Origin of the sequence: Zhouia amylolytica (genome assembly GCF_900116365.1) — a bacterium.
Taxonomy (GTDB): domain Bacteria; phylum Bacteroidota; class Bacteroidia; order Flavobacteriales; family Flavobacteriaceae; genus Zhouia; species Zhouia amylolytica.
The window spans coordinates 302193-326887 of the sequence record NZ_FPAG01000004.1; the positions used below are offsets into that span (position 1 = coordinate 302193).

Annotated in this window: 27 protein-coding genes; 13 read left to right on the forward strand and 14 right to left on the reverse strand. The window is 37.1% G+C overall.

Going from position 1 to position 24695, the window contains the following annotated elements:
* Window positions 1–7: 7 nt before the first annotated feature.
* Together BM361_RS08275 and BM361_RS08280 are read right to left on the reverse strand one after the other, a co-directional pair.
* On the reverse strand, window positions 8–1117 hold the full coding sequence (locus BM361_RS08275; protein ID WP_074978264.1) for a family 20 glycosylhydrolase: 1110 nt from the start codon (window positions 1115–1117) through the stop codon (window positions 8–10).
* A 75-nt stretch (window positions 1118–1192) separates the two neighbouring features.
* Entirely contained in the window at window positions 1193–1633 is a 441-nt protein-coding gene (locus tag BM361_RS08280) for a hypothetical protein (RefSeq protein WP_074978155.1), read from the reverse strand.
* 113 nt (window positions 1634–1746) lie between these two features.
* Between BM361_RS08280 and greA the strand changes: the two genes are divergently transcribed.
* A complete protein-coding gene (gene greA, locus BM361_RS08285; protein ID WP_038267296.1) occupies window positions 1747–2220 on the forward strand; it encodes a transcription elongation factor GreA in 474 nt (157 codons plus the stop codon).
* An 82-nt stretch (window positions 2221–2302) separates the two neighbouring features.
* A complete protein-coding gene (locus BM361_RS08290; protein WP_074978157.1) occupies window positions 2303–2698 on the forward strand; it encodes an HIT family protein in 396 nt (131 codons plus the stop codon).
* Window positions 2699–2705: 7 nt separating this feature from the next.
* Here the strand turns inward: BM361_RS08290 and BM361_RS08295 are convergent, their stop codons facing one another.
* Together BM361_RS08295 and BM361_RS08300 are read right to left on the reverse strand one after the other, a co-directional pair.
* A complete protein-coding gene (locus BM361_RS08295) occupies window positions 2706–3041 on the reverse strand; it encodes a hypothetical protein (protein WP_074978158.1) in 336 nt (111 codons plus the stop codon).
* An 11-nt stretch (window positions 3042–3052) separates the two neighbouring features.
* On the reverse strand, window positions 3053–4207 hold the full coding sequence (locus tag BM361_RS08300; protein ID WP_038267287.1) for a sensor histidine kinase: 1155 nt from the start codon (window positions 4205–4207) through the stop codon (window positions 3053–3055).
* Window positions 4208–4326: 119 nt separating this feature from the next.
* Here BM361_RS08300 and BM361_RS08305 point away from each other — a divergent pair, with 119 nt between their 5' ends.
* The 4 genes from BM361_RS08305 to aat all read left to right on the forward strand — a co-directional run bounded on the left by BM361_RS08305 (window position 4327) and on the right by aat (window position 7895).
* On the forward strand, window positions 4327–5202 hold the full coding sequence (locus tag BM361_RS08305; RefSeq protein ID WP_074978159.1) for a flavin reductase family protein: 876 nt from the start codon (window positions 4327–4329) through the stop codon (window positions 5200–5202).
* Window positions 5203–5207: 5 nt separating this feature from the next.
* Window positions 5208–5585: a DUF3127 domain-containing protein gene (locus BM361_RS08310; protein WP_038267284.1), complete on the forward strand. Its 378-nt coding sequence runs from the start codon at window positions 5208–5210 to the stop codon at window positions 5583–5585.
* A gap of 91 nt (window positions 5586–5676) precedes the next feature.
* On the forward strand, window positions 5677–7047 hold the full coding sequence (locus tag BM361_RS08315; RefSeq protein WP_074978161.1) for a short-chain fatty acid transporter: 1371 nt from the start codon (window positions 5677–5679) through the stop codon (window positions 7045–7047).
* 200 nt (window positions 7048–7247) lie between these two features.
* Complete coding sequence (aat, locus tag BM361_RS08320; RefSeq protein WP_074978162.1) at window positions 7248–7895, forward strand: leucyl/phenylalanyl-tRNA--protein transferase; 648 nt, start codon at window positions 7248–7250, stop codon at window positions 7893–7895.
* On the opposite strand, the gene BM361_RS08325 is transcribed toward aat, so the two are convergent.
* Complete coding sequence (locus tag BM361_RS08325) at window positions 7885–8457, reverse strand: DNA-3-methyladenine glycosylase I (RefSeq protein WP_074978164.1); 573 nt, start codon at window positions 8455–8457, stop codon at window positions 7885–7887. The genes aat and BM361_RS08325 overlap by 11 nt on opposite strands.
* Before the next feature lie 159 nt (window positions 8458–8616).
* On the opposite strand from BM361_RS08325, the gene BM361_RS08330 reads away from it, so the two are divergent.
* On the forward strand, window positions 8617–9246 hold the full coding sequence (locus BM361_RS08330) for a thioredoxin family protein (protein WP_074978166.1): 630 nt from the start codon (window positions 8617–8619) through the stop codon (window positions 9244–9246).
* Here the strand turns inward: BM361_RS08330 and BM361_RS08335 are convergent.
* The 5 genes from BM361_RS08335 to BM361_RS08355 are packed head-to-tail and all read right to left on the reverse strand — an operon-like array spanning window position 9211 to window position 12642.
* The gene (locus tag BM361_RS08335; protein ID WP_038267270.1) at window positions 9211–9930 is read right to left on the reverse strand and encodes a hypothetical protein; all 720 of its coding nucleotides are present in this window, start codon (window positions 9928–9930) and stop codon (window positions 9211–9213) included. The genes BM361_RS08330 and BM361_RS08335 overlap by 36 nt on opposite strands.
* 48 nt (window positions 9931–9978) lie before the next feature.
* Complete coding sequence (gene truB, locus BM361_RS08340) at window positions 9979–10665, reverse strand: tRNA pseudouridine(55) synthase TruB (protein ID WP_074978265.1); 687 nt, start codon at window positions 10663–10665, stop codon at window positions 9979–9981.
* A 1-nt stretch (window position 10666) separates the two neighbouring features.
* A complete protein-coding gene (locus BM361_RS08345) occupies window positions 10667–11464 on the reverse strand; it encodes an undecaprenyl-diphosphate phosphatase (RefSeq protein ID WP_074978167.1) in 798 nt (265 codons plus the stop codon).
* 14 nt (window positions 11465–11478) lie between these two features.
* Complete coding sequence (locus tag BM361_RS08350) at window positions 11479–11754, reverse strand: DUF3098 domain-containing protein (RefSeq protein WP_038267266.1); 276 nt, start codon at window positions 11752–11754, stop codon at window positions 11479–11481.
* A 9-nt stretch (window positions 11755–11763) separates the two neighbouring features.
* Window positions 11764–12642: a cell division protein FtsX gene (locus tag BM361_RS08355; protein ID WP_074978169.1), complete on the reverse strand. Its 879-nt coding sequence runs from the start codon at window positions 12640–12642 to the stop codon at window positions 11764–11766.
* A 231-nt stretch (window positions 12643–12873) separates the two neighbouring features.
* Here BM361_RS08355 and BM361_RS08360 point away from each other — a divergent pair, with 231 nt between their 5' ends.
* Window positions 12874–13806: a ketopantoate reductase family protein gene (locus BM361_RS08360; RefSeq protein ID WP_038267260.1), complete on the forward strand. Its 933-nt coding sequence runs from the start codon at window positions 12874–12876 to the stop codon at window positions 13804–13806.
* On the opposite strand, the gene BM361_RS08365 is transcribed toward BM361_RS08360, so the two are convergent.
* Window positions 13799–14569: a patatin-like phospholipase family protein gene (locus tag BM361_RS08365; protein WP_074978170.1), complete on the reverse strand. Its 771-nt coding sequence runs from the start codon at window positions 14567–14569 to the stop codon at window positions 13799–13801. The two genes, BM361_RS08360 and BM361_RS08365, sit on opposite strands and share 8 nt — an antisense overlap.
* A gap of 277 nt (window positions 14570–14846) precedes the next feature.
* Between BM361_RS08365 and leuS the strand changes: the two genes are divergently transcribed.
* The 3 genes from leuS (at window position 14847) to BM361_RS08380 (ending at window position 19894) form a co-directional block, all read left to right on the forward strand.
* On the forward strand, window positions 14847–17660 hold the full coding sequence (gene leuS, locus BM361_RS08370; protein WP_074978172.1) for a leucine--tRNA ligase: 2814 nt from the start codon (window positions 14847–14849) through the stop codon (window positions 17658–17660).
* 188 nt (window positions 17661–17848) lie between these two features.
* Window positions 17849–18949 (forward strand): alanine dehydrogenase, encoded by a 1101-nt coding sequence (ald, locus tag BM361_RS08375; protein WP_074978174.1) that lies wholly within the window; start codon window positions 17849–17851, stop codon window positions 18947–18949.
* A 249-nt stretch (window positions 18950–19198) separates the two neighbouring features.
* Complete coding sequence (locus BM361_RS08380; protein WP_074978176.1) at window positions 19199–19894, forward strand: zinc metallopeptidase; 696 nt, start codon at window positions 19199–19201, stop codon at window positions 19892–19894.
* A gap of 111 nt (window positions 19895–20005) precedes the next feature.
* Here BM361_RS08380 and BM361_RS08385 read toward each other — a convergent pair whose 3' ends face one another.
* Both BM361_RS08385 and BM361_RS08390 read right to left on the reverse strand, forming a co-directional pair.
* Entirely contained in the window at window positions 20006–20476 is a 471-nt protein-coding gene (locus BM361_RS08385; protein ID WP_038267246.1) for an Lrp/AsnC family transcriptional regulator, read from the reverse strand.
* A 112-nt stretch (window positions 20477–20588) separates the two neighbouring features.
* The gene (locus tag BM361_RS08390) at window positions 20589–21959 is read right to left on the reverse strand and encodes a saccharopine dehydrogenase family protein (protein WP_074978178.1); all 1371 of its coding nucleotides are present in this window, start codon (window positions 21957–21959) and stop codon (window positions 20589–20591) included.
* Between the two features lie 84 nt (window positions 21960–22043).
* Here BM361_RS08390 and BM361_RS08395 point away from each other — a divergent pair, with 84 nt between their 5' ends.
* Both BM361_RS08395 and pckA read left to right on the forward strand, forming a co-directional pair.
* Complete coding sequence (locus BM361_RS08395; RefSeq protein ID WP_074978180.1) at window positions 22044–22433, forward strand: DUF423 domain-containing protein; 390 nt, start codon at window positions 22044–22046, stop codon at window positions 22431–22433.
* Window positions 22434–22523: 90 nt separating this feature from the next.
* On the forward strand, window positions 22524–24134 hold the full coding sequence (gene pckA, locus BM361_RS08400; RefSeq protein WP_074978181.1) for a phosphoenolpyruvate carboxykinase (ATP): 1611 nt from the start codon (window positions 22524–22526) through the stop codon (window positions 24132–24134).
* A gap of 58 nt (window positions 24135–24192) precedes the next feature.
* On the opposite strand, the gene BM361_RS08405 is transcribed toward pckA, so the two are convergent.
* The gene (locus BM361_RS08405) at window positions 24193–24693 is read right to left on the reverse strand and encodes a hypothetical protein (RefSeq protein WP_074978183.1); all 501 of its coding nucleotides are present in this window, start codon (window positions 24691–24693) and stop codon (window positions 24193–24195) included.
* Window positions 24694–24695 lie beyond the last annotated feature (2 nt).

A 24695-nucleotide genomic window follows, 5' to 3' on the forward strand; every position in this document is an offset into this window, starting at 1 on the left:
TGTACAATTACATGGGGTCTTTTTCTTTTAACTCATTCTCATGTATGGTTTTTATCATGGTATGGAATGAAGCGGCCTGACTTTGCTCTTTGGAGCGATTTTTTTCATTTTTATATTCATCCATGAACTTTTTTGCTGGCGACCAAACGGTTTGAAGCATTCCCTGGTAATGTTCCTTCATTTTTTCAGTTGCATTTTTCCTGAAGAAATAAGTCATTTCTACCTGGGTTTTGGTGATTTCCGGTTTTCGCCAAGGACATGTTAGTACATCAAATCCTTTCATGGCGAAGAGGGTAGCGGTCGGTAAGGCATTTTCGTAATGCCAGTCACATATTACAACGGACTTGTTGATTAAATCAATTGCCCTGGCTGTATTGTTCATGCTGGCTTCCCACATCCCGATTCCTGTTGTCTTACCATCGATAAGGCGGTCTCCCCATATCCATAACCTAATGTTCTTTTGCGAAAGATGGTTTGAAATCTTATTAACCTCATTTGCAAATAACTCGGCTGGGTCTCTTCCATTACAGCGTTCACAGTTTGGATGAGCGAGATAAAATACTTCATCCATTCCAGCATGAAATGAGGTTGCCTCAAACACATCAACGATTTCATCAACTAAATTGAACACAACCTCGTGTACTTTCGGGTGCAGGGGACAATAACTTTTACAATAAAGTCCGTCATCGTTGGGCCATTCATATTTTTTTGGAATAACAACATCAGGGGTTTCATCAAATTCCGGATAAACCTCTAAAAGTTTATTTGTTTTTTCCGCCCACGATTGATGACCTAACAAGTTAATCTGCGGGATGAGATCAATATTGTGTTTTTTGCAAACAGCAAGAATATCTTTTATTTCTTTTTTGGTTAAGGGACTGTTCCCTCTTAGTTCGGGCCTTGAGACATAGGTATAATTAAAATCGATACGCAGTACCAGTGTGTTAATTCCGTCAGGCCCTAACTCGTCGTCTATAAATTGAACAAATTCATTCACGTATTCTTTGCTCGGAGCCGCAATACATAGCCCTTTTACGGGTAATTTCTCCTGTGCTACCAACAGGAGGGAATTAAAGAAGGTCAGGATGCAAATTGTAATAATCTTTGTTGATTTCAAAATAAGAAGTAATTGGTTATCACTTAAAAGTAATAACAATCAGTTAGATAACAAAGTTTATTGGGTATATTGGTATTAGTTAAAAATTGTTACAACGTTGTCATTTGCAGTGGTTCTGTAGATCAAGAGTTCATGGATTTTTTTATCGGCGGGAATTTCTGAGAGCATGGTTCCGTTAACCAGGCTATACTCATAATCTTCGCACGAGCACTTGCACATGTTTCCATTAATAATAGTCATTGTAGAACAACTGGTGGGAGTATGGTTGGGACAACTTGCCTCCCATGCCAGAAATTGACCAAAACCTGCATTGTATACGAAAACCCCTTTTAAGCCAACACCTTCATTACCTATGTAAATTGCACTTCCAGGGTTTGCTAAACTTCCATATAATGGAAGGTTGAGGTTGATTTCAAAAGAGAAATTGGTTTCCGGCAGGTATGGATTTCGGGTGCTTGAATCATTGCTGCACGCAAGAAATATAAAGGAGCATATGTACGTAATAATTTTTTTCATTTTCAAAATTTTTAGCAAAATACAACAAAAACAAACTTCAATAAAATTTTGTATATTTGTCTAAATCCTCTTTGGAATGAAGGGGATTTTTTCTATTTATAAACGATGAAGTTATGAGTAACGTATCTTATTATACAGCAGAAGGATTAAAAAAATTAAAAGAAGAGTTGGATCACTTGAAGAGTGTCGAACGTCCAAAAGCATCTCAGGCGATTGCAGAAGCCAGGGATAAAGGAGATTTGTCCGAAAATGCAGAATATGATGCCGCGAAGGAAGCACAGGGTCTTTTAGAAATGCGTATCTCAAAATTAGAAGAAACGGTTGCCAACGCCAGGCTTATTGATGAAAGTCAGCTTGACACTTCAAAAGTACTGGTGCTCTCGACCGTAAAAATAAAAAATCAGGCAAATGGCATGGAAGTTAAGTATACTTTGGTGGCAGAAAGTGAAGCTGATTTAAAGAGTGGTAAAATATCGGTTAATTCACCAATTGGGAAGGGACTGTTAGGTAAAAAAGTAGGAGATGTAGCTGAAGTTAATGTGCCAAACGGAACTCTCAAATTTGAAATTTTAGAAATCACCAGATAAATAGTAGGATATCTGAATTAAAGGAATCCTTTCTGTTCAGGAAAGGATTTTTTATTTTTATAGGATCACAAAAGCAGAAAAAATGGCAAGTATATTTACAAAAATAATCAATGGAGAAATTCCTTGTTATAAGGTAGCTGAAAATGAAAATTTTCTGGCGTTTCTGGATATAAATCCCAATGCCAAGGGCCATACCCTGTGTATTCCAAAAAAGGAAGTGGATAAGATCTTTGATATGGATGAAGAGACCTATATGGAGCTTATGGCTTTTTCAAGAAAAGTAGCAAAAGCTATAGAGAAGACTGTTGTATGTAAACGTGTCGGAATCTCCGTTATAGGTTTAGAGGTGCCGCATGTTCATGTGCACTTAATTCCTCTCAATGAAATGAAGGACGCTACCTTTCAACATAAAGTTAGTTTAGATCAGGAAGAATTCGTACAAATTGCTGAAAAGATAAACGCAGCCTTAACAGAATAAAGTAAATTCAATACCACAAAAGCAGTGCTGCTATAACTGATAGTAATAGTGTTGCTATTAGTATAATACCTAATTTTGTTAGCTTAAAAGCTGATTTGGGCGATAAGGTTTTATAATAGAAATCGTATACTCGTTCAATATCCTCGGTCCATTTAACCGGGTATATCTGTTGTTTACATTTTTCGCAGAAAATTGAATGATTTATTTTTTTAGTTAGCTTTTCAAAAAAACCATTTTTAATCTGTTCCTGATAAAAGGTTAGTACCATTGCTTCCTGAGCATAACACTCAGGACAGTTATTCGCTAAAGTAAAATCTTCAATTTTAAGTTTATTGGGCTTCATGAGTTAATTTATTAATCTTCTTTCTTTAAAATAATTTGAATAGTTGTTCCTTTATCGATTTCAGAGTTAAGAACTTTTACTTTCCCTTTGTGATAATCTTCAATGATTCTTTTAACCAGGGAAAGGCCTAATCCCCAGCCTCTTTTTTTGGTAGTAAATCCAGGTTCGAAAATCTTATTATATAGTTGTTTTGGTATGCCTTTCCCTGAATCGGATATAAGAATACTGACATAGTTTTTATCGTCAGTTACCTCTATGATTAGCAATCCTCGTCCTTTCATTGCATCTATCGCATTTTTAACCAGGTTTTCAATTGTCCAGCTAAAGAGTTGTAAGTTGATTAAGGCATAAATTTTTTGGTCAGGCGCTTTAAATTTAAATTCGATTAGGTCAGAACTTCTCGCTTTAAGATATTCGTAGCTTTTTCTTGTTGCATCAACAATATCATGTCTTTCTAAGTCCGGGATAGATCCTATTTTAGAAAACCTCTCAGTAATGGTATGTAATCTGCTTATGTCTTTTTCAATTTCACTAATAATGGTATTGTCTACATTTTCGGATTTTAAGAACTCTGTCCATCCAAGCAAGGAAGATAAAGGAGTTCCGATCTGGTGAGCTGTTTCTTTAGCCATGCCGGCCCATAGTTTGTTTTGTTCCGACATTTTATTGGTTTTGTAATAAAAATAAACAACGGTACCGAATAGTAAAAAGATGAGTAAAAGAGCAATTGGATAATATTTTAATTTTCTTAATAGGTCAGAGTTCCCATAATAGAGGGTTCCCATAAACTTATCTTTATAGGAAATTCTAATCGAAATGTTTTCTTGTTCAAATTCTCGGATTTTTCGTTTCAGGTATAAGGTGTCTTTTGATTTTTCAGAGTCGAGATTTCTCGGTTCCATTTTACCATCTGCCCTTAGGTAAATCATGGGAGTGGAATTGTTATTTTTAAGCACCTCCAGTGTAAGATTCCCAAGGTCTTTATTGAGATCGACCGTTTGAATAAATTCAGCGTATGCTGCAGCCCACACTCTCATTTTGGCCTCTTCTTCTTCCTTAAATCGCTGAAAGAATATGTATGTATTCCATAGAATCAACGATGTAATGATAAACGAAGCTGCAATCAATATCCATCGCGTTGTGCTTTTCTGATCGCTATAATCCATATACGTAAAAAAATCTTTACAACATAAATATAAAGGAAAACCATTAAATTTATTGTTTTGACATATTAAACATTTTTCAGGCTCTTGCAGATTGGTTATTTTTGCTCAAAACTATACACATGCTATCAATTAATCCTAAAGAAATCCCTACGGCTCAATTACATGGTTACATGTTGGGGGCTGTTGCGCCCAGGCCAATAGCCTTCGCCAGCACAATTGATGAGGAGGGAAGGCCAAATTTGTCTCCATTTAGTTTCTTTAACGTATTTAGTTCTAACCCTCCGGTTATGATTGTTTCTCCCAATAGACGTGTACGAAACAATACGACAAAACATACTTATGAAAATGCAAAGGCGACCAAAGAGATGGTAATCAATGTGGTTAATTACGACATTGTTCAACAAATGTCTCTGGCAAGTACGGAATATCCCGAAGGTGTAAATGAGTTTGAGAAAGCCGGGTTAACAATGCTTAAATCTGAAGAGGTAATACCATTCAGGGTTGCGGAATCTCCAGTACAGTTTGAGTGTAAAGTTCGTGAAATCATCGAATTGGGGAATGAGGGCGGCTCTGGAAATCTTATTTTGTGTGAGGTTGTTAAGGTTCATGTGAATGAAGATATCTTGACCTCAGATGGCAAGATTGACCAGTATAAAATTGATCTTGTTAGCCGATTGGGAGGAAATTGGTATGGCAGAAGTCGGGAAGGGCTTTTTGAAGTACCAAAACCATTATCTACTATGGGAATTGGGGTAGATCAGTTGCCTGATCATATTCGCCTGAGCAAGGTCTTGACTGGAAATGACCTGGGGAAATTAGGAAATATAGAAGCATTGCCAACAGCAAATGAAATTGAAGATTTTATTAATTCAGAGATTAAATTAAATGGTACTTTAGAGGAAATAACCGAGGATGAGCTTCATAGGTTGTCTCAGAAATTTTTAAATAATAATGATGTGCTTTCTGCCTGGAAAGTTTTACTTGCAAAAAAATAGAAATAATGGAAATACAAGGAAGAATTAAAATGATTGAAGAAACTAAGACCTATGGAAGTAATGGTTTTAGAAAAAGAGAGTTGGTGGTAACAACGGAAGAGCAATATCCACAACATATTTTAGTGGAGTTTGTTCAGGATAAAACCGATTTGTTAAACAACTTTAATGAAGGACAATTGGTGAAAGTGAGTATTAACCTAAGGGGTAGAGAATGGGTAAACCCACAAGGTGAAACTAAATATTTTAATTCTATTCAGGGTTGGAGAATAGAAAACTTACAACAAGAACAGCAGGCGCCCGATCTTCCACCTGTTCCTCCAGCAGATGCTTTTGAGCCGACAAACGATTTTAAAGAAGAGAATTTTGATGACCTGCCATTTTAGTAGGTCGCATAATAAAATTTAAAGAGGGGCGGTTGTCCCTCTTTTTTGTTTATATGGTTTTCAGTAATTTGATCAAAATATTTTTCACCATATGAACTTCACCGCTTTTATCGAAAACATATTTAGAAAATATGTGCCCTCTCCATTTACGATTGCTGTATTGCTGACCTTGTTAACTATATTGTTAGCTTTTATCTCTATACCGGGGCATGATGCTGATGGATTTATACAGGTTTTGAGATTCTGGGAAGCAGGTGTTTGGAATAATAGTTTGCTGGTTTTTGGGTATCAAATGATGCTTATTCTGGTTCTCGGGCATATTTTGGTTTTAAGTAAACCCATGAGTAGGCTTATTTCTCTGTTGGTGGAGCGTGTTAAGGATACTGGCAGTGCTGTTGTTTTGGTGAGTATTAGTACCATGCTGGTGTCATTTTTTAATTGGGGACTTGGTCTTATTTTTGGAGCTATCATAGCCAGAAAGGTCGGGGAATATGCTCAGAAAGAAAACATTCCAATTAATTACCCTTTGGTTGGGGCTGCGGGATATGTAGGTCTGATGATATGGCATGGAGGTTTAAGTGGATCTGCACCCTTAAAAGTCGCCGAAGAAGGGCATCTAAAAGATATAATGAGCGGTGCTGAACCTGAATTACTAAGTCAGTTACCTACTCAGATAGGCACCTACGAAACGATTTTCAGTTGGTGGAACTTAATGCTCTTTGGAGTGTTACTTATGGTAATCCCCATTGTATTAAAATACCTGGCTATAAAAACAAAACCTAAAAAGACTTATTTAAAAACATATAAATTAAGAACAAATGAAAAGTTAAAGGGAAATGGAGCAGAGCAACTTGAATTCTCCCCTTGGGTTGCATTATTGTTTGGGGTTATCATTTTGCTGGCATTTATTGCACGGTATTGGCAATCATTATCTCAATTAAACATTACCCCTAACATGCTTAATTTTTTTATGTTGGGATTAGGGATTTTGCTTCATGGTAATTTTCATAGTTTTCTAAAAGCTTTGAATGAAGCCATTAAAGATACCTCGGGAATATTAATTCAGTTTCCCTTATATTTTGGAATCATGGGACTAATGAGTGAAAGTGGGATGATAACTCAAATTTCAGATTTCTTTGTATCTGTAGCGAATGACTTAACTTTACCTGTTTTAACATTCGTTAGTGGCGGACTGGTTAATATTTTTGTGCCAAGTGGAGGCGGTCAATGGGCCGTTCAGGGGCCTGTTGTTTTAGAATCAGCATTAAAATTGGGGGTGCCACTTCCGAAAGCTATAATGGCCCTTGCCTATGGGGATCAAATAACAAATATGTTACAGCCTTTTTGGGCTTTGCCTTTATTGGCTATTACAAAATTAAAGGCTAAGGAAATTTTGCCTTATACTCTTATTTTGATGTTGGTAGGATCTGTAGTTTATTTGACAGGACTTTTATTGCTATAAAAAATCCCGTTAAAGAATAACGGGATTAAATGTTGTGGTTTTAGGTTTACCTTTACATCAAACTCAAAAAGCAATGATGAAAATAATATTAACAGAATGTAAAGGTATGAACAAAAGTGAGTAATTTTTTCTATAAAAGCAATACAAAAATCATTTTTTTCCTGTTTTTCAATCAACTACTAAATTTATTTATTTGAAGGATGTTTTTTTTAAGTGATAAAATAGAATTTCCGGCCCTGGAGTTAGCTTCTTCAGATGGGCTTTTGGCAGTTGGAGGAGATCTTTCTTCTGAAAGGTTGATTTATGCTTATCAGCATGGTATTTTTCCGTGGTTTGATGAAGGCTCAATGATATTATGGTGGAGTCCGGATCCGAGAATGGTGTTATATCCTGATCGATTGAGACTGTCTAAAAGTATGAAGCAAATCTTGAGAAGCGGAAAGTTTAGAGTTACTTACAACCAGAATTTTGAAGAAGTGGTGCGTAATTGTTCAACAATTAAGCGTAAAGGAGAGGACGGTACCTGGATTACTAATGAGATGATTACTGCCTATAAGAGGTTGCATGATTTGGGTTATGCCAAATCTGTGGAGGTTTGGAATGGTGATCACCTTGTTGGAGGTTTGTATGGTGTGGATTTAGGACATGTGTTTTGTGGAGAGAGTATGTTCTCTAAGGAAAGCAATGCATCTAAAGTTGCGTTTATTTCTTTAGTTAAAGATCTTATACATAAAAATTATCAATTGATAGATTGTCAGGTATATACCGATCATCTTGCCAGCCTGGGTGCCGAAGAGATACCCAGAGATGAATTTTTAAAAGTTTTAAATAAAACGGTTAAGGGATAACTTCCTTATATCTGAAGCAACTCATCTCGTGATCATTTACCATCCCGGTCGCCTGCATGTGGGCATAAATTACTGTAGAACCTACAAATTTAAAACCACGTTTTTTCAGGTCTTTACTGATTTGATCTGATAGTTCTGTATTGGCTGGGGCTTTTTTGTAATTTGTTAATTGGTTTTGAATCGGTTGTCCATTAACATATCCCCATATATAATTACTAAAGCTTCCAAACTCATTTTGAATTTGTATAAATGCCTGAGCATTGGTTACCGTTGCTCTTACTTTTAGTTTGTTTCGTATAATTCCTTCGTTTTCCAGTAGTTCTTGTATTTTCGTTTCGGAGTAGCTGGCTATTTTTTTATAATCAAATTCGTCGAATGCTTTTCTGAAATTTTCTCGTTTTCTTAAAATTGTAATCCAGCTAAGTCCTGCCTGAAAAGTTTCAAGAGTAAGGAATTCAAAAAGTGTTTCGTCGTCATAAACAGGAACTCCCCATTCTTCATCGTGATATGCTTCATATAATTGATCTCCTTCGCACCATCCACAACGTTTTTTTTCTTTCATGTTTTCTTTTTTAAGAACCCTTAAAAGTACTATTTTTTTATGACCAAGGCAGATGTAAGTTTTCAAATAATGAAACGTCCAAGATACTTCATGGCTTAAAAATAAAAGCTGATAATTGTTAGCTTTTTTTAGTCAGGGATGTGTTTATTTTGCAGATGTATGGAAGTATTGGTAAATAAAACAATTGAGCGTAGCTTGGAGCAAGCTATCTCATACGGGAAATATAGGGAGTTGGTTGAGTTCCTTGCTTTGGAAGGAAAGTCAAGTGCTCCGGAACAAAGTGAATCGATGACTGAATTTACGGTGTTGAATGACCGGCGAATGAAAAGATGGGATAAAACCATAAGCCTTACTGAAGAGGTATTGGCAACGGTTAAGGGGTTGAACAGGTCGGTTCGGTGGTTAGTTCTTACTGAGAGTTGGTGTGGTGATGCAGCACATGCCTTACCGGTAATGAACAAGATTGCAGAACAATCTGATAAAATACAATTGGAAATTGTTTTCAGGGATCAGCATGAGGATCTTATGAATATGTTTTTAACCAATGGAGGTAAATCGATTCCGAAACTTATTGCGATTGACATAGATAGTCAAGAAATTATTGGTACCTGGGGGCCTCGACCTGCGACAGCCACCCAAATGGTCGAGGATTACAAAGAAAAATACGGTAAGCTAACTCCTGAATTAAAGCAGGACCTTCAGGTATGGTATAATAAAGATAAGGGACAATCAATAGCAAATGAGTTATTGGAGTTACTCCCCCTGGAATTGGTAGGTGATGGTTCCTAACTGATCTGGTTTTTGCAAGTCTTTATTAAATTTTGCCTGAAGTGCATAGTTAATGGCATTGTCAATAAGGCAGCCATTTGAGGTGGTTGAGCTGGATTTGTTATATGTAGCTTCAACCACATTGCCATAAGAATCCACTTTGATATTTATAACTACCTTACCAAAGGAGTCACATGTATAAACGGGATTAGGGATGATTCTTTTTGATCGACCGATCAAAGAGTATGAAATGGTAGTTTTACGCTTAATATTAACATCCTTGTCTTCGGAAGATTTTTTGTTGAGTTCAGCCATTTTTTGGCGTTGCTCTTTTAGTTTTTCTTTATACTTGGCAGTAGCACTGTTTAAAGATAAATCATTGAGTTCATCAGGGCTGTCTTCTCCTTTTGCTTCTTGTTGTTCTTGTTGAAGTTCTTCTAGCGTTTTGAACTCTTCAAGTTCATCGTTGAAACGACTTTTTACTTCTTTTTCAGCTTCATTATAGGCTTCGTGGGTTTCCAGTTCAGCAAGATCAGGTTTAAGTTCTTCTTTGAATTCCTCAGGAATCTCTTCCTCGTACACCATTTCATAGCGTATCTCGTCCTCCTGTTTCCCTTGTAATCGAATATTGAAAAGGGTCAATACGAATAGGGCCAAAATGAAGAACGAAATCATTAATGATAATTGTTTGTTGTTGGGGCTCATGATTACAATTTCTTCTCCCTAAATATAAAAGAAAAATAGAAATATCCTCTATAAACTTTCTGCAAATGCTTCGGGCGTTATTGCTTTATCTACGTTGAAATCCCCTATTTTGGTTCTTCTCAATTCAGATAAATGAGCACCGCTGTTGAGAGCTTTGCCAAAATCATGCGCTAACGATCGGATGTAGGTACCTTTACTACAAACCACTCTAAAATGTATTTCAGGCATTTCTATCTTTGTGATTTCAAATTCTGAAATTTTGATGATACGAGGATTAACTTTTACTTCTTTGCCTTCCCTCGCAAATTCGTAAAGTCGTTTGCCATCTTTTTTTAAGGCTGAAAAGACAGGTGGAATCTGTTCGATTTCTCCAATAAATTTATTGGTTGTATCAAGGATAAGTTCCGAAGTAATATGTTCTGTAGGGTAGGTTTGGTCTATAGTTGTTTCCAGGTCGTACGAAGGTGTCGTTGCGCCGACTGTAAATGTTCCGGTGTATTCTTTTATTTGTCCCTGGAGTTCAGGGATTTTTTTAGTGTATTTACCAACACATATAACCAGCAATCCTGTGGCCAACGGATCAAGAGTTCCGGCATGACCAATCTTAATTTTTTTGATCTTGAATTTTTTGAGGATTGCCCATTTCATTTTATTTACCGCTTGAAATGAACTCCAATTCAATGGTTTGTCAATCAACAGTATTTTTCCTTCCTTCAATTCTTCTAGTGCGTACATGTTAACTGTAATAAAAAGAATAAACAATAGCAATTGTGCCAACGATCAGGCAATAAATAGCAAAGTAAGTCAGTTTGCTGCTTTTTACCAATTTTATCATCCAGGTACAGGCTAATAGCCCGGATATAAATGCTGCTATGAAACCTATAGCCAACGGGGTGAATTGCTGTGATTCAAAAGTGATGTTGCCTGAGGCAACTTCTTTACAGATGCTTCCAAAAATTAAAGGAACCACCATTAGAAATGAGAAACGCGCGGCTTTAGTTTTATCAATTCCCAGTAAGACTGAGCTTGAAATTGTTGCCCCGCTCCTTGAAATTCCCGGAAGCATCGCAACCGCTTGAGATATTCCAATAATAAAGGCGTTTCCATAAGTTACATTTTTGGAAGTGTCTTTAGCACGATCTGCCAGAAATAGTAAAAGGGCAGTTATCATAAGCATAAAACCAACTAACTGAATGTTTTCACCAAATAACTGTTCTAGCTGTTCCTCGAAGAAAAGACCTATAAAAACAGCCGGAATCATAGAGACTATAATCTTTAGAGAGAAAATGGTTTCTTTATTCCATTTAAACTGAAACAGGCCTTTAAGAATGTCACGCACATCTTTTCTAAAAACTACTATGGTACTCAACGCAGTTGCAAAATGTAAGACGACTGTAAAAATTAAACTTTCCTGGGGAATGGAATCATCCCCTAAAATAAACTTCCCAAGTTCTAAATGTCCGCTGGAAGAAACGGGTAAAAATTCGGTTAATCCCTGGATTATTCCAAGAATTATGGCATCAATTATATCCATTTAATCTGGTGTGGCTATTTGGTGTTTTTGTTTTCCTTGTTCGGGTTTAACAGAATTCCATAAGCTTCAATGGCAAAACCAATTAATACCAGAGTTGGCGCAAGCCTGATTCTTCGGAAACTAAAAATTTCAGGATTAAAAACATTTGGATCCTCACTGCCACCTCCGCTCATCAGGATAAACCCAAGAGCAATAACAGCCAGACCGATAAACATTACGATGTAATTCTTCTTTTGAAAAACGAAATCGTGATTAAATTTATGATGTTCTTTTTGTTGATTCTTTTTCATAATGTGATTTTAATAGTACAGATCGTCTGTTCTAAGGTTCAGGAACCTTTGAGTTGCAATAAAGGTACTTATTGTGGTAATTACAATACTGATGATAAAAATACCTATAAATAATACTACCAGCCAAACCGGATCATCCAGGATATCGAGTTGGGGTAAACGGCCATCAGCATAATAGAGTACTCCTGACATGGCCAAAATTGAAACGGTTGCACCGACCATGCCAAGTTTAACATTTCGCCAAATAAATGGTTTTCGAATAAAAGCTTTCGTAGCCCCAACCATTTGCATGGTTTTAATAATAAATCGGTTGGAGTACACCGATAAGCGTATGGAGCTGTTTATTAAGAGGACGGCTATAAGCGTGAAAACACCACTGGCTATCAAGATCCATAAACTAATTCTCTTTATATTATCATTAAGAAGTGAGATTAACGGTTGGTCGTATGCTACTTCGTCAACATAATTTTTCTCTGTAAGACCTGTGGCAATATTTTGAAGGCTGTCAGGATGAACATAGGCTGCTTTCAAATGGACATCAATTGAATTTTGTAATGGATTGTACCCTAGAAAATCCATAAAGTTTTCGCCAATTTCCTTGCTGTGTTTTTCAGCTGCCTCGTCTTTTGAAACGAATACTGCAGATTTTGTGTAGTCTGCCATGGCTAAACTTTGCTGAAGCTGCTTGATTTCAACATCTTTAGCCTGATCTTTTAAAAAAACAGTAACCGCAACCTGCTCTTTAAAATGATCCGCCAGTTTTTTAGTGTTTAAAATCAAGATCCCCAACATTCCCAGTAAAAATAATACTAAAGCTATACTTAGTACTACAGAAAAGTAAGATGAAATTAATTTTCGTTTTTGGTAACGTTCAAAAGAATTGCTCATTATTAATACGATTGCTGGTGTAAAAGTAATAATACCATTTATAATTTGAAATTGCTGTACAAAAAATGAATTATTTTTTGTGTAAAGTGCAAGGAGAGAAGAACCTTTAGCGTGTGTTTCTCATTCGATTTGACTTTTGACCGTGATATAAAAGGTAACATTTTAAATAGATTATTATTAGTTTAATGTGTATTGTAGTAATTTTATCATTAATAATAATAACTCAAAGTCATGCGGATTGTTGTATACGGGATAGGTGGAGTTGGCGGATATTTTGGGGGGAAATTGGCGAAAACCAGTCATAAGGTAAGTTTTATTGCGAGAGGAAGACATCTGGAGGCTATTCAGAGAAATGGGCTTCAGGTAAAAAGTATTTATGGAGACTTTGTCGCTGCGCCTAATACTGTTACCAGTGATGTTCATTCTTTGCATGCTGCAGATCTGATTATCGTGTGTACTAAATCGTGGCAGGTAAATGATGTGGCCAGAGATATTAAGCCTTTGGTTTCGGAACATACGATGGTGCTTCCATTACAAAATGGGGCAGACAATGTGGATAAATTAATTAATGTCCTTGGAAAGGACAACGTTATCGGAGGGTTATGTCGAATTATTAGTTTCGTGGAATCTCCTGGTGTCATACATCATAAAGCATTTCATCCACAGGTGATGTTTGGAGAATTGAATAATGAAAAGTCAGAGCGAATTCAGCTTCTTAAAAAAGTTTTTGATGAAGCTGGTTTTGACAATTTGATTGCTGATGATATTCAAGCCGCCATATGGAAAAAGTTTTTGTTCATATGTACGATTAGTGGAATTGGGGCATTGACCAGAGCGGAAATGGGAGTGATGCGTGAAAATTCGTTTGTAATGGAGGTGATGCGTAAGACAGCGGATGAAATTTTGAAATTAGCTCAAGCCAAGGGAGTTCATTTAACTCAAAAAGATGTAGAAGCTGTTTTTGAAGGAATAGCGAATCAGGATCCTCATACCACTGCGTCTATGCAGCGGGATATCATGGAAGGAAAGCCATCCGAGCTAGAGGATTTTAATGGTTATGTGGTTAGAGAGGCAAAGAAATACGGGATTGAAGTGCCGGTGAATGAATTTATATATCATTTATTACTTCCACAAGAGAAGAGAGCGAGGGCAAAATTTAAATAGTGCCTAAAATTACATTCATTTCTTTCAAGGCGTGTTCGTAGCCCATGCTGAATGCTTTGTCGATCATTTTTGTGTCCAAAACACTAATTTTTTCTATGTCTTCAGGCAGGAAAACATAATTACAGCTTTTGAATTTATTGTAATAATTCGCATCTAATCCTATATGATATACCCGTTGAATTAATTTTAAGGTGGTATTAACTTCTGATTTTTCTACTTTTCGGATTGGGTTGACAAAACTTCCTAAAATGACCTCACAATCTTTTCTCAAAGGAGCTATTGGAAAATTATTCAGGATACCTCCGTCAGAGTATAAATCACCATTGATTTCGATTGGAGAGAAATAAGGGGGTAATGCCGAAGAGGCGATTAGGGGCCTGATAAGTTCTCCGGAATTGAAGAACTCGGCTCGGCCTGTGGTAATATTTGTTGCGGTAACCGTAAGAGGTATTTCCAATTCTTCAAAGTTAATTGCTTTGAAGTATTTTTTAAAAATATGATGGTATTTGGCACTGTCCATAATCCCAGGTTTGTTCATAGCGAACAGTGAAAACTTGAAAACAGGCGTTTCCTTGAAAAAAGAAATCATTTCTTCATGGTCATAGCCAGAGGCGTATAAAGCCGCAACCAAAGCTCCGCCACTTGTGCCAGACATCGCAGTAGGTTCAATTCCGTGTTCTTTCAGTGCTTTTAGAAATCCGACATGTGCCAAGGCTTTAACCCCTCCGCCAGAGAGCACAATTCCAATTTTCTTTTCAGACATGCAGCGTTAATTTTGAGTAAAAGTAAGAATTTTTAGCGTTTTTGAATGTGTTTGTTGCTGATGTTTAATCGGTTAAAGAAGTATTCATTTCTTTTTCAGAGTCATGCATTAATCGTATTTTTGCCCACCGAATTATAATAATTGTTTGTTAGATCAAACCAGAGGTCAGAGTTTTAAAAAAGATGAAGCCGACTTACTGAAATAGTCTTACCAATTATAAGGTTGTTTTAGTTAATGAGGTTGCATGTGACTGTTGAAAAGCAATAAAAAGAAACACATGAAATACAATTTCAACGAAATTGAAGCCAAGTGGCAGAAGTATTGGAGAGAAAACAAAACATTTAAGGCTGAAAATAACAGCGATAAGCCAAAATATTATGTGCTTGATATGTTTCCTTACCCGTCAGGGGCGGGACTGCATGTGGGGCATCCGCTTGGTTATATAGCTAGTGATATTTACTCGCGATTTAAACGTCATCAAGGGTTTAATGTATTACATCCAATGGGGTATGATTCATTTGGATTACCTGCTGAACAGTATGCGATCCAAACTGGTCAGCATCCTGCAATTACTACCGAGGCGAACATCACAAGATATAGAGAGCAGCTCGATAAAATTGGTTTTTCTTTTGATTGGAGCCGAGAGGTGCGTACCTCTAATCCTGATTATTATAAATGGACCCAATGGATTTTTATTCAGTTGTTTAATTCCTGGTATAATGTTGATGCTGATCGTGCGGAGGATATTGCAAGGTTGATTTCTGCTTTTGAAGTAGCGGGGAATGCACAAGTAAATGCTGTATGTGATGATGATGTAGCGGTTTTTACAGCTGCAGAGTGGAACGAATATACCTGGGAGGAAAAGCAGTCAATTCTGCTAAAATACAGGCTTACATATTTGGCAGAAACAGAGGTGAACTGGTGTCCGGCCTTAGGTACTGTTTTGGCCAATGATGAAATTGTTAATGGAGTTTCAGAGCGAGGAGGTCATCCGGTCGTGCGTAAAAAGATGATGCAGTGGAGTATGCGCATAACAGCCTATGCTCAAAGACTACTGGATGGTTTAGACAGGCTTGATTGGCCACAGCCTTTAAAAGAATCTCAAACTAATTGGATTGGTCGTTCGAAAGGGGCGTCAGTGAAGTTTAAGATTGATGGTCATGATGAGTTTATTGAGGTGTTTACTACACGTCCTGATACCATATTTGGGGTTACTTTTATGACTTTAGCACCAGAATTGGAGTTGGTAAAGGCAATAACAACAGCCGAACAGAAGGAAGCGGTTGAGTCGTATATTGAGGCTACAGCTAAACGAAGCGAACGTGACCGTATGGCTGATGTGAAAACTATTTCCGGAGCTTTTACCGGAGCTTATGCAATTCATCCGTTTACTGAAGAAAAAATCCCGATTTGGATTGGGGATTACGTACTGGCTAGTTATGGTACCGGAGCTGTAATGGCGGTTCCTTGTGGCGATCAGCGTGACCATGATTTTGCAAATCATTTTAATATTCCAATAAAAAATATTTTTGAAGGTGTTGATATCACCGAAGAGGCATTTGCTGATAAAGACAATACTAAAATTGCCAATTCAGACTTTATTACCGGATTAGGTTTTAAGGAAGCGACCCAGCTGGTAATTGAAAGACTGGAGGCTATGGGACAGGGTGAAGGGAAAATTAATTATCGCTTGAGAGATGCAGTTTTTAGTCGTCAACGCTATTGGGGTGAGCCATTTCCTGTATATTATAAAAATGGTATACCGCAGATGATCGAAGCGGAACATCTGCCAATTCGTTTGCCGGAAGTAGAGAAGTATTTACCAACTGAAACAGGAGAGCCGCCATTAGGTAATGCCAATGTATGGGCTTGGGATACGGATAAGAATGAAGTGGTGAGTAATGACCTTATCGATAACGAGACCGTATTTCCATTAGAACTTAATACCATGCCTGGCTGGGCCGGATCTTCCTGGTATTTTAATCGCTATATGGATGCAATTAATGAAAATGAATTTGCGTCTCAGGAGGCTTTAAATTATTGGAAAGATGTCGATTTATATATAGGCGGAAGCGAGCATGCTACCGGGCATTTATTGTACAGTCGCTTTTGGCAGAAATTCTTGTTCGACAGAGAGTTATTGCCTGTTGATGAGTATGCGAAAAAACTGATAAACCAGGGAATGATTTTGGGGACCAGTGCTTTTGTTTACAGGGTAGAAGGAGAAAATAAATTTGTTTCCAAAGGTTTAAAGAATAATTATAAAGTACAGGCAATACATGCGGATGTTTCTTTTGTAAATGCATCAGATGAGTTGGATGTTGAAGCCTTTAAGAACTGGCGTCCTGAATTTAAAGATGCAGAGTTTGTTTATGAAGAGGACAAGTATCTGGTTGGACGAGAAGTTGAAAAGATGTCGAAGTCTAAGTACAATGTTGTTAATCCTGATGATATTTGTGAAGAATACGGAGCAGATACTTTGCGATTGTATGAAATGTTCTTAGGGCCATTAGAACAGGCAAAACCATGGAATACTGCTGGAATTACCGGTGTTGCAGGATTCTTGAAAAAGTTATGGCGTTTGTATTTTGACGATAACGGATTGGTGGTTACCGATAATGAGCCGAGTAAAGAATCTTTAAAAACTTTGCATAAGACTATTAAGAAGGCTACAGAAGATGTTGCTAATTTTTCATTCAATACTTCAGTATCCGGTTTTATGATTGCTGTTAACGAGTTGACCGCTCATAAATGTCACGAGCGAGCCATTTTGGAACCTTTGGCTATTTTGATTTCGCCATATGCTCCTCATATTGCGGAGGAATTATGGGCAAGCCTCGGTCATGCAGAATCGATAAGTACGGCAAAATGGCCTGAGTTTGATGAGAAGCATTTGGTAGAAAGTAGTAAGGAGTATCCAGTGTCTTTTAATGGTAAAATGCGTTTCAAAAAAGAATTACCATTAGACCTTACTAAGGAAGAAATAGAAAAGGTAATTATGGCGGATGAGCGAACTCAAAAACAATTGAATGGAAGAACTCCGAAAAAGGTGATTGTAGTTCCCGGAAAGATTATTAATATCGTCGGTTAAGACGCTAAAGAGTTTTTATGTATAGGGGTCAATGGTGTAAATATTAACATTTATACCGTTGACCCTTGTTTTTTAGGGGGGGTATTATCTTAAAATCAGTATTTTATCGAATAATTTGATGTTTTTTGAGCAGCGTCTATGTTTTATGAGTAATTGTAACGAAATTTAAGTTGATAAAAAGCTACATCATGAAAATAGGAGTTCCAAAAGAGATTAAAAACAATGAAAATAGAGTGGGGATGACTCCGGCGGGGGTGTTTGAACTCACAAAAAATGGGCATACGGTGTATGTAGAATCAACCGCTGGCGGAGGCAGCGGTTTTTTTAATGCTGATTACGAAAGTGCAGGTGCTACCATTTTGAATTCGATCAGGGAAGTTTATCTGTTAAGTGATATGATTGTGAAGGTAAAGGAACCGGTGGAAGAAGAATATGAGTTGGTTCGCGATAACCAGGTGCTGTTTACGTATTTTCATTTTGCTTCCAGTGAAAAATTGACCAAAGCGATGTTGAAAAGTAAAGCTGTTTGTATTGCCTATGAAACTGTTGAGGACGATAATGGAACGCTACCCCTTTTAACTCCGATGTCCGAGGTGGCTGGTAGAATGGCGGTGCAGCAGGGAGCAAAATATTTGGAAAAACCCATTAAGGGAAGAGGAGTGCTATTAGGAGGCGTACCGGGTGTTCCTCCTGGTAAAGTTTTAATTCTTGGGGCTGGAGTTGTTGGAATACAGGCTGCAAAGATGGCTGCCGGATTAGGAGCTCATGTTACGATATTGGATGTTAATATGAAGCGTTTGCGGTATGTTAATGATGTAATGCCTAATCATGTGGTAACGGAATTTTCTAATGAGTACAATATCAGAAAGCATATAAAAACTCATGACCTTATTGTTGGAGGAGTATTGCTCAAAGGAGCCAAAGCACCAAAATTGATAACCCGTGACATGATAAGTGAGATGCGCCCCGGAACGGTTATTGTTGATGTTGCAGTAGATCAGGGAGGTTGCGTGGAAACTTCAAAGCCCACTACCCATGAGGCGCCCACCTTTATTATTGATGATGTGGTACATTACTGTGTGGCTAATATGCCTGGTGCAGTTCCTTATACTTCAACCCTGGCTCTGACTAATGTTACCTTGCCATATATCCTGCAATTAGCCAATAAAGGTTGGGAAAGAGCGTGTGATGAAGATCCCTTTCTCGCAAAGGGAGTTAATGTAGTTCATGGTAAGGTTGTGTACGATGAAATTGCAAACGCCTTTGGCTGGAATGTCAGTATAGCTTGATTTAAATAACATCAGGAATCTGCAGCTTTCTGTTTAAACTCCGATTGTTTTAGTGTTGTAGGGTGAGTTTACTGTTTTGGACATCTAGATAATTTCATCTGAATTTAAGCTTTTTTGTTTTCTTTACCTACCCTGAATAAATCAAAAAGTGATAGGCAGCTGACAAAACTTCATATTGTTAAAACCTCCCTAATTTGGCGAGGTTTTTGTTTTCTTCGTTGTATATTTATCAAAGTAAATTTTTAAAATATGTTAGGATATTATATTCTTATAGGTGGAATTGCTCTTATAAGTATGTTGGTTAGTTCTAAGCTTAAAAGTAAGTTTAAGCATTATTCTCAGGTTTATCTGAGAAATGGAATGAGTGGTAAGGAGATTGCCGAAAAAATGTTAGCTGATAATGGTATTTACGACGTAAAGGTGATTTCAACACCAGGTATGTTGACTGACCATTACAATCCCAAAAATAAAACAGTTAATCTTAGTGAGGCTGTATATAATCAGCGTAATGCTGCATCAGCTGCCGTTGCGGCACACGAATGCGGTCATGCGGTTCAGCATGCCAATGCATATGAATGGTTGGAAATGCGTTCTAAATTAGTGCCTGTTGTGAGTATTACTTCAGGAATGTCTCAGTGGTTAGTCTTTGGAGGGTTGATTTTAGGAGCCGCTTCGGGTGCTGGATTTGGCTATTGGATAGCCGTAGCCGGACTTGTTTTTATGGGAATGGCCACGTTGTTTAGTTTTGTAACTCTACCTGTAGAATACGATGCCAGTAACAGAGCTCTTGCCTGGTTGCAGAATAAAAATATGGTGAGTCAGCAAGAGTATAAGGCTGCTGAGGATTCATTAAAGTGGGCCGCAAGAACTTATGTAGTAGCAGCTATAGGTGCATTAGCCAACCTGGTTTATTGGGCGTTACAGGTTTTTGGAGGAAGAGATTAAATTTTTAGTGTTAATAAATAGGAAGAGCGTCCGGTATATCCGGACGTTTTTTTGTTAACTCAATTCAACTAATCTCGTCATATAATTTTGAGTTGGAGTAAGGATATTTTTTTAGATACTAATTTGTCTGTCGATTTGCTGAGCTAAAGAAATAAAGGTTTCTGTTCTGGAAACACCTTCTATGCTTTGTATTTCATGATTTAAAAGATTCATCAAGTGTTCGTTGTCTTTACATATAATTTTAGCAAGGATACTCCAGTTTCCGGTTGTGTAGTGACATTCGAGTACTTCAGGTATTTTACGTAGTTGTTTTACAGCCTCTGGATTTCGCATGGCTTTATCTAAATAGATTCCGATAAAGGCTACTGTTGTATAGCCTAAAACTTTGGGATTTATTATGAATTTGGAGCCCGCAATAAGTCCGCTTTGTTCCAGTTTTCTAAGCCGCTGATGGATTGCTGCTCCTGAAATTCCAATTTTTCGGGCAATTTCGAGTATCGGTTTACGGGCATCTTCCATGAGATAACGAAGAATCTCTTTGTCAATACCGTCAATTTCTATTTTATTGTCGTTCACTTTCATTTTATTGGTTTTAATTTGAAAGTAAATATACAAAATTGGTTATAAAATGAAACAACCTCCCGCTTAACCCTTAAACAAAGTGGGAGGTGTGTTATATTGGTTGTAAGGTTGGTTAGCCTGCTACATTGTTTGGATTATACCCCTGGTAGGGTAATTGATGTTCTTGAAAAACGATATTATACTGTTCTAATTCCTTCAATACGGGGAGGTAAATATCCTTTTGCAAGGGCATTTGAACTCCTGGCTTAGTATATTTTTTATTGAGGATTTGTAATGTTGCTATTCCTAAAGGTAATCCAACTGTTTTTGACATTGCTGTATACGTTTTATCGTCACCTATAACCACAAGGTTAGCATCTATTTGATGTTTTACACCATTGAGTTCATAACCGAATTTGTGATACATCGCGATCATGTCTTTGTCATTCTCTGAAAGTGACCAGCTGTCTTGTAAAATCTTTTGCAGAATTTGAGCAGGTGTAGCTTTTATGAGATTTACTTTTTTATCAGGATTAAAAATGTCTAATTCAACCAGTTTATCCCACATAATATCATCCTGGTCTATCTTTAAATAATGTCTTAGTTTTAGTTCTACAGAGTCAGAAGGCGAATAGGGTAAAAATGCATTTACAAAGTCGCGGTAGCTCATGTTTTCGGAATCTTCGATAACGTAGCTATCATCTGTCATTCCTAGTTGAACAAACATGTTCCATGCTTTGGAGAATCCAACTCTCCTTAAGGTTCCTCTATATAAAGTCAGGATATTGTCGAGTCCATAAGCCGACCTGTATTTAAGGGAGTCCCGGTTGGCATAACCTTCGAAATTACCATATCCTTCTATGTTTAAGAATTCTGTTCTTCTGAATAATTTGTGATAGGGGATATATTTATAGGATCCTTCCTGAATAAATTTTGCGGCTCCTCCTTGTCCGGCTAAAACTACGTTTCTGGGATTCCAGGTGAATTTATAGTTCCATAGATTGTTATCGCTTTCCGGAGCAACAAGTCCCCCGGTAAAAGATTCGAATAAAATCATTTTACCTTCCTGATCTCTTACTTCATCAATGATTTTCATTGCGCTCATATGGTCAATTCCGGGGTCGAGTCCTATTTCATTCATAAAGACAAGACCTTTATTCTTAACTTCTTCATCCAAGGACATCATCTCATCACTGATATAAGAGGCGGTAATAAGATTCTTTTGGAGACTAAGACAAGTTTTGGCTATTTCTATGTGGAATCGTGCAGGAACCATGGAAATGACAATAGCCGCATTCTCGATGGCCTTATGCCTGGCTGTTTCATCAAATAAATCCAGTTCCAAAAGTTCAACATTAGTAGCATCCTTAATCAAGATTTTGGCATTTTCCAGATTTTTATCAGCAATGGTTAGCCTTAGATTTTCCTGTTGAGACTTTTCCAGAAAATATTTAACTAAATATGAAATTGATTTTCCCGCTCCAATGATTAAAATGTTTCTCATTCTATCGTAAGTTGTGTATTTTTGAAATTTATAACACGAATGTAGCAATTTGTTATATTTATAAAAAACTTCTTATATAAAGTTATGAACAAAACAATTTTAGGTGTTGCTGCCCTTTTAGGAATGTTGGCAGTGATTTTGGGTGCTTTTGGAGCTCATGGGCTAAAAAAGCTTATCGATGCAGATGCTATCGGTACATTTGAAACGGGTGTTAAATACCAGATGTATCATGCATTACTTTTATTATTTGTTGGTGGAAGTAGTTATCTCAGTAATGGAGCCAAAATGACTATTTTTTACCTGGTTTTGATAGGTGTAATTCTATTCTCAGGTTCAATTTATGGATTAGCCACTAATAATTTATCATCATTTGACTTTAAGAAAATAGGATTTGTCACTCCAATTGGTGGTTTACTTCTGATAATCGCATGGGGAATGTTAATATTTAACGTTTTATCTATAAAAACCAAATAAATATCACAACTCAAACGTTGTAGTAGGTATATTTTCATATTTTTGCGTCATAAGAACTCTTAAAACAAACTAACAAAAAAAGAAGTTATTATGGCTACAAATTCCTTGGTAACGAATCACATTTCGTTAAAGAAGTACGGAATACATAATGCCAATGTGTATTATCAACTTTCACCGGATGAGCTGCACAGTATTACTATCGAAAAAAATATGGGTAAGGAAGCTTCATCTGGAGCTTTAGCCATAAATACCGGAGAGTTTACTGGACGTTCGCCTAAAGACCGATTTATTGTAAAAGACGAAATTACTAGCGACAAGGTCTGGTGGGGAGATATCAATATTCCTTTTGACCCTGATAAATTTGATAAGCTATACGATAAGGTAGTTGCTTATCTTTCAGAGAAAGAGGTTTATGTTAGGGATAGTTATGTGTGCGCTGATGAAAACTACAGGCAAAACATTCGAGTGGTAAATGAATACCCGTGGAGTAATTTATTTGCTTACAATATGTTTTTACGTCCTGAAGAGGAGGAGTTGGAAGGTTTTAAAGAAGACTGGTTGATTGTAAATGCTCCTGGTTTTATGGCAGATCCTGAAACTGATGGCACCCGACAACATAACTTTGCTATTTTAAACTTTTCTAAAAAAATAGCTTTAATAGGAGGAACCGGTTATACAGGAGAAATCAAAAAGGGGATTTTTTCTGCATTAAACTTTTTATTGCCTGTTTATCATGATACCTTGCCAATGCACTGTAGTGCGAATGTTGGTAAGGAGGGAGATACTTCAATATTTTTTGGGTTATCAGGTACGGGAAAGACGACCTTATCAGCCGATCCGAATAGAAAGCTTATCGGGGATGATGAACATGGTTGGACTCCTGAAGATACCATTTTTAACTTTGAGGGGGGATGCTATGCAAAAGCAATTAATCTTTCTGCAGATAGTGAGCCTGAAATTTTCGGTGCTATAAAAAAAGGTGCTATTCTCGAAAATGTTATTATGGATGAAAATGGTAAAGTTGATTTTACCAATGTGAGTATAACACAAAACACAAGGGTAAGTTATCCCATATACCATATTCAAAACATTCAGCAACCTTCTATAGGGAAGCATCCGAAGAATATTTTCTTTTTAACTGCTGATGCATTTGGTGTATTGCCTCCAATTTCTAAACTAACACCAGGTCAGGCAGCATATCATTTTATTTCCGGATATACTGCTAAAGTTGCAGGTACAGAAGCTGGTGTTAATGAACCGGTACCAAGTTTTTCGGCTTGTTTTGGTGCGCCATTTATGCCACTACACCCGACGGTTTATGCTGAGATGTTAAGCAAAAAGATGAAGGAATCAGGTGTGAATGTCTGGCTTATTAATACGGGTTGGACTGGTGGTCCTTACGGGGTTGGAAAACGAATGGCACTTAAGCATACCAGAGCCATGATTACTGCCGCTATGAATGGAGATTTGCCGGATGAAATATCTTATGATGATTATCACATTCATTCCGTTTTTGGACTGGCACAGCCAAGATCTTGTCCTAATGTGCCAACTGAGGTACTTAGTTCCAGAAGGACCTGGAATAATGACGAAGGTTATTATAAAAAGGCTCAGGAATTAGCCGATGCGTTCAAAGCGAACTTTAAAAAATTCGAATCATATGCAAATGATGAAATAAAAGCTGGAGGACCTCTAGTTTAATTTGTTTTATAATTAATTGATGCAAAAAAAGGGTAACCGACGGTTACCCTTTTTTATTTTATTTGATACGTCCTCCTTTTAAGAAGTCCTGCCATTCATGAAGTCTTTGCCATTTTCCTTCATAAGCCAGTCGGGCTTGTTCAGGCCAGGTAATCGGACTATGTATTTTATAAGCTTCGCCACCATCATCTAAGATGTCCTGACATTTATGAACGCTCGTTTCAGAAAGTTCTTTCCATGTGGCTATGCCGTGGTCTTTGAATAGCTGTTCTATTTTAGGTCCAATACCTTCAACGATCTTTAGATCATTTTCTTTGACTGCTTTGCCAAAAATAGATTTTGCCAATGTAGCATCGAATGGAATGATGTTTAGGGTATTTTGATCTTTTGAATTTAACTTTTCATTGCAATCAGCCAAATCTTTTTCCAGAGCGGAATATTTATTTTTCCACTCATCTATTTCACGAGTATTGTTTCCAGCGGCTGCTTTTCCGATTAAATAACCTAAAATTGCGCAGATTATTCCTGTGATTAATGGGATTAGGATACACAAATTCATAA

Excerpts from the sequence above, each read along its gene's own strand:
- leuS (WP_074978172.1), top strand. The coding sequence starts at position 14,847 with ATGAAATACAATTTCAACGAAATTGAAGCCAAGTGGCAGAAGTATTGG.
- BM361_RS08335 (WP_038267270.1), bottom strand. The coding sequence starts at position 9,930 with ATGAGCCCCAACAACAAACAATTATCATTAATGATTTCGTTCTTCATT.
- truB (WP_074978265.1), bottom strand. The coding sequence starts at position 10,665 with ATGTACGCACTAGAAGAATTGAAGGAAGGAAAAATACTGTTGATTGAC.
- BM361_RS08345 (WP_074978167.1), bottom strand. The coding sequence starts at position 11,464 with ATGGATATAATTGATGCCATAATTCTTGGAATAATCCAGGGATTAACC.
- greA (WP_038267296.1), top strand. The coding sequence starts at position 1,747 with ATGAGTAACGTATCTTATTATACAGCAGAAGGATTAAAAAAATTAAAA.
- BM361_RS08395 (WP_074978180.1), top strand. The coding sequence starts at position 22,044 with ATGAACAAAACAATTTTAGGTGTTGCTGCCCTTTTAGGAATGTTGGCA.
- BM361_RS08360 (WP_038267260.1), top strand. The coding sequence starts at position 12,874 with ATGCGGATTGTTGTATACGGGATAGGTGGAGTTGGCGGATATTTTGGG.
- aat (WP_074978162.1), top strand. The coding sequence starts at position 7,248 with ATGTTTTTTTTAAGTGATAAAATAGAATTTCCGGCCCTGGAGTTAGCT.
- BM361_RS08350 (WP_038267266.1), bottom strand. The coding sequence starts at position 11,754 with ATGAAAAAGAATCAACAAAAAGAACATCATAAATTTAATCACGATTTC.
- BM361_RS08290 (WP_074978157.1), top strand. The coding sequence starts at position 2,303 with ATGGCAAGTATATTTACAAAAATAATCAATGGAGAAATTCCTTGTTAT.
- BM361_RS08280 (WP_074978155.1), bottom strand. The coding sequence starts at position 1,633 with ATGAAAAAAATTATTACGTACATATGCTCCTTTATATTTCTTGCGTGC.
- BM361_RS08390 (WP_074978178.1), bottom strand. The coding sequence starts at position 21,959 with ATGAGAAACATTTTAATCATTGGAGCGGGAAAATCAATTTCATATTTA.
- BM361_RS08325 (WP_074978164.1), bottom strand. The coding sequence starts at position 8,457 with ATGAAAGAAAAAAAACGTTGTGGATGGTGCGAAGGAGATCAATTATAT.
- BM361_RS08330 (WP_074978166.1), top strand. The coding sequence starts at position 8,617 with ATGGAAGTATTGGTAAATAAAACAATTGAGCGTAGCTTGGAGCAAGCT.
- BM361_RS08305 (WP_074978159.1), top strand. The coding sequence starts at position 4,327 with ATGCTATCAATTAATCCTAAAGAAATCCCTACGGCTCAATTACATGGT.
- BM361_RS08365 (WP_074978170.1), bottom strand. The coding sequence starts at position 14,569 with ATGTCTGAAAAGAAAATTGGAATTGTGCTCTCTGGCGGAGGGGTTAAA.
- pckA (WP_074978181.1), top strand. The coding sequence starts at position 22,524 with ATGGCTACAAATTCCTTGGTAACGAATCACATTTCGTTAAAGAAGTAC.
- BM361_RS08315 (WP_074978161.1), top strand. The coding sequence starts at position 5,677 with ATGAACTTCACCGCTTTTATCGAAAACATATTTAGAAAATATGTGCCC.
- BM361_RS08310 (WP_038267284.1), top strand. The coding sequence starts at position 5,208 with ATGGAAATACAAGGAAGAATTAAAATGATTGAAGAAACTAAGACCTAT.
- BM361_RS08380 (WP_074978176.1), top strand. The coding sequence starts at position 19,199 with ATGTTAGGATATTATATTCTTATAGGTGGAATTGCTCTTATAAGTATG.
- ald (WP_074978174.1), top strand. The coding sequence starts at position 17,849 with ATGAAAATAGGAGTTCCAAAAGAGATTAAAAACAATGAAAATAGAGTG.
- BM361_RS08295 (WP_074978158.1), bottom strand. The coding sequence starts at position 3,041 with ATGAAGCCCAATAAACTTAAAATTGAAGATTTTACTTTAGCGAATAAC.
- BM361_RS08385 (WP_038267246.1), bottom strand. The coding sequence starts at position 20,476 with ATGAAAGTGAACGACAATAAAATAGAAATTGACGGTATTGACAAAGAG.
- BM361_RS08300 (WP_038267287.1), bottom strand. The coding sequence starts at position 4,207 with ATGGATTATAGCGATCAGAAAAGCACAACGCGATGGATATTGATTGCA.
- BM361_RS08355 (WP_074978169.1), bottom strand. The coding sequence starts at position 12,642 with ATGAGCAATTCTTTTGAACGTTACCAAAAACGAAAATTAATTTCATCT.
- BM361_RS08405 (WP_074978183.1), bottom strand. The coding sequence starts at position 24,693 with ATGAATTTGTGTATCCTAATCCCATTAATCACAGGAATAATCTGCGCA.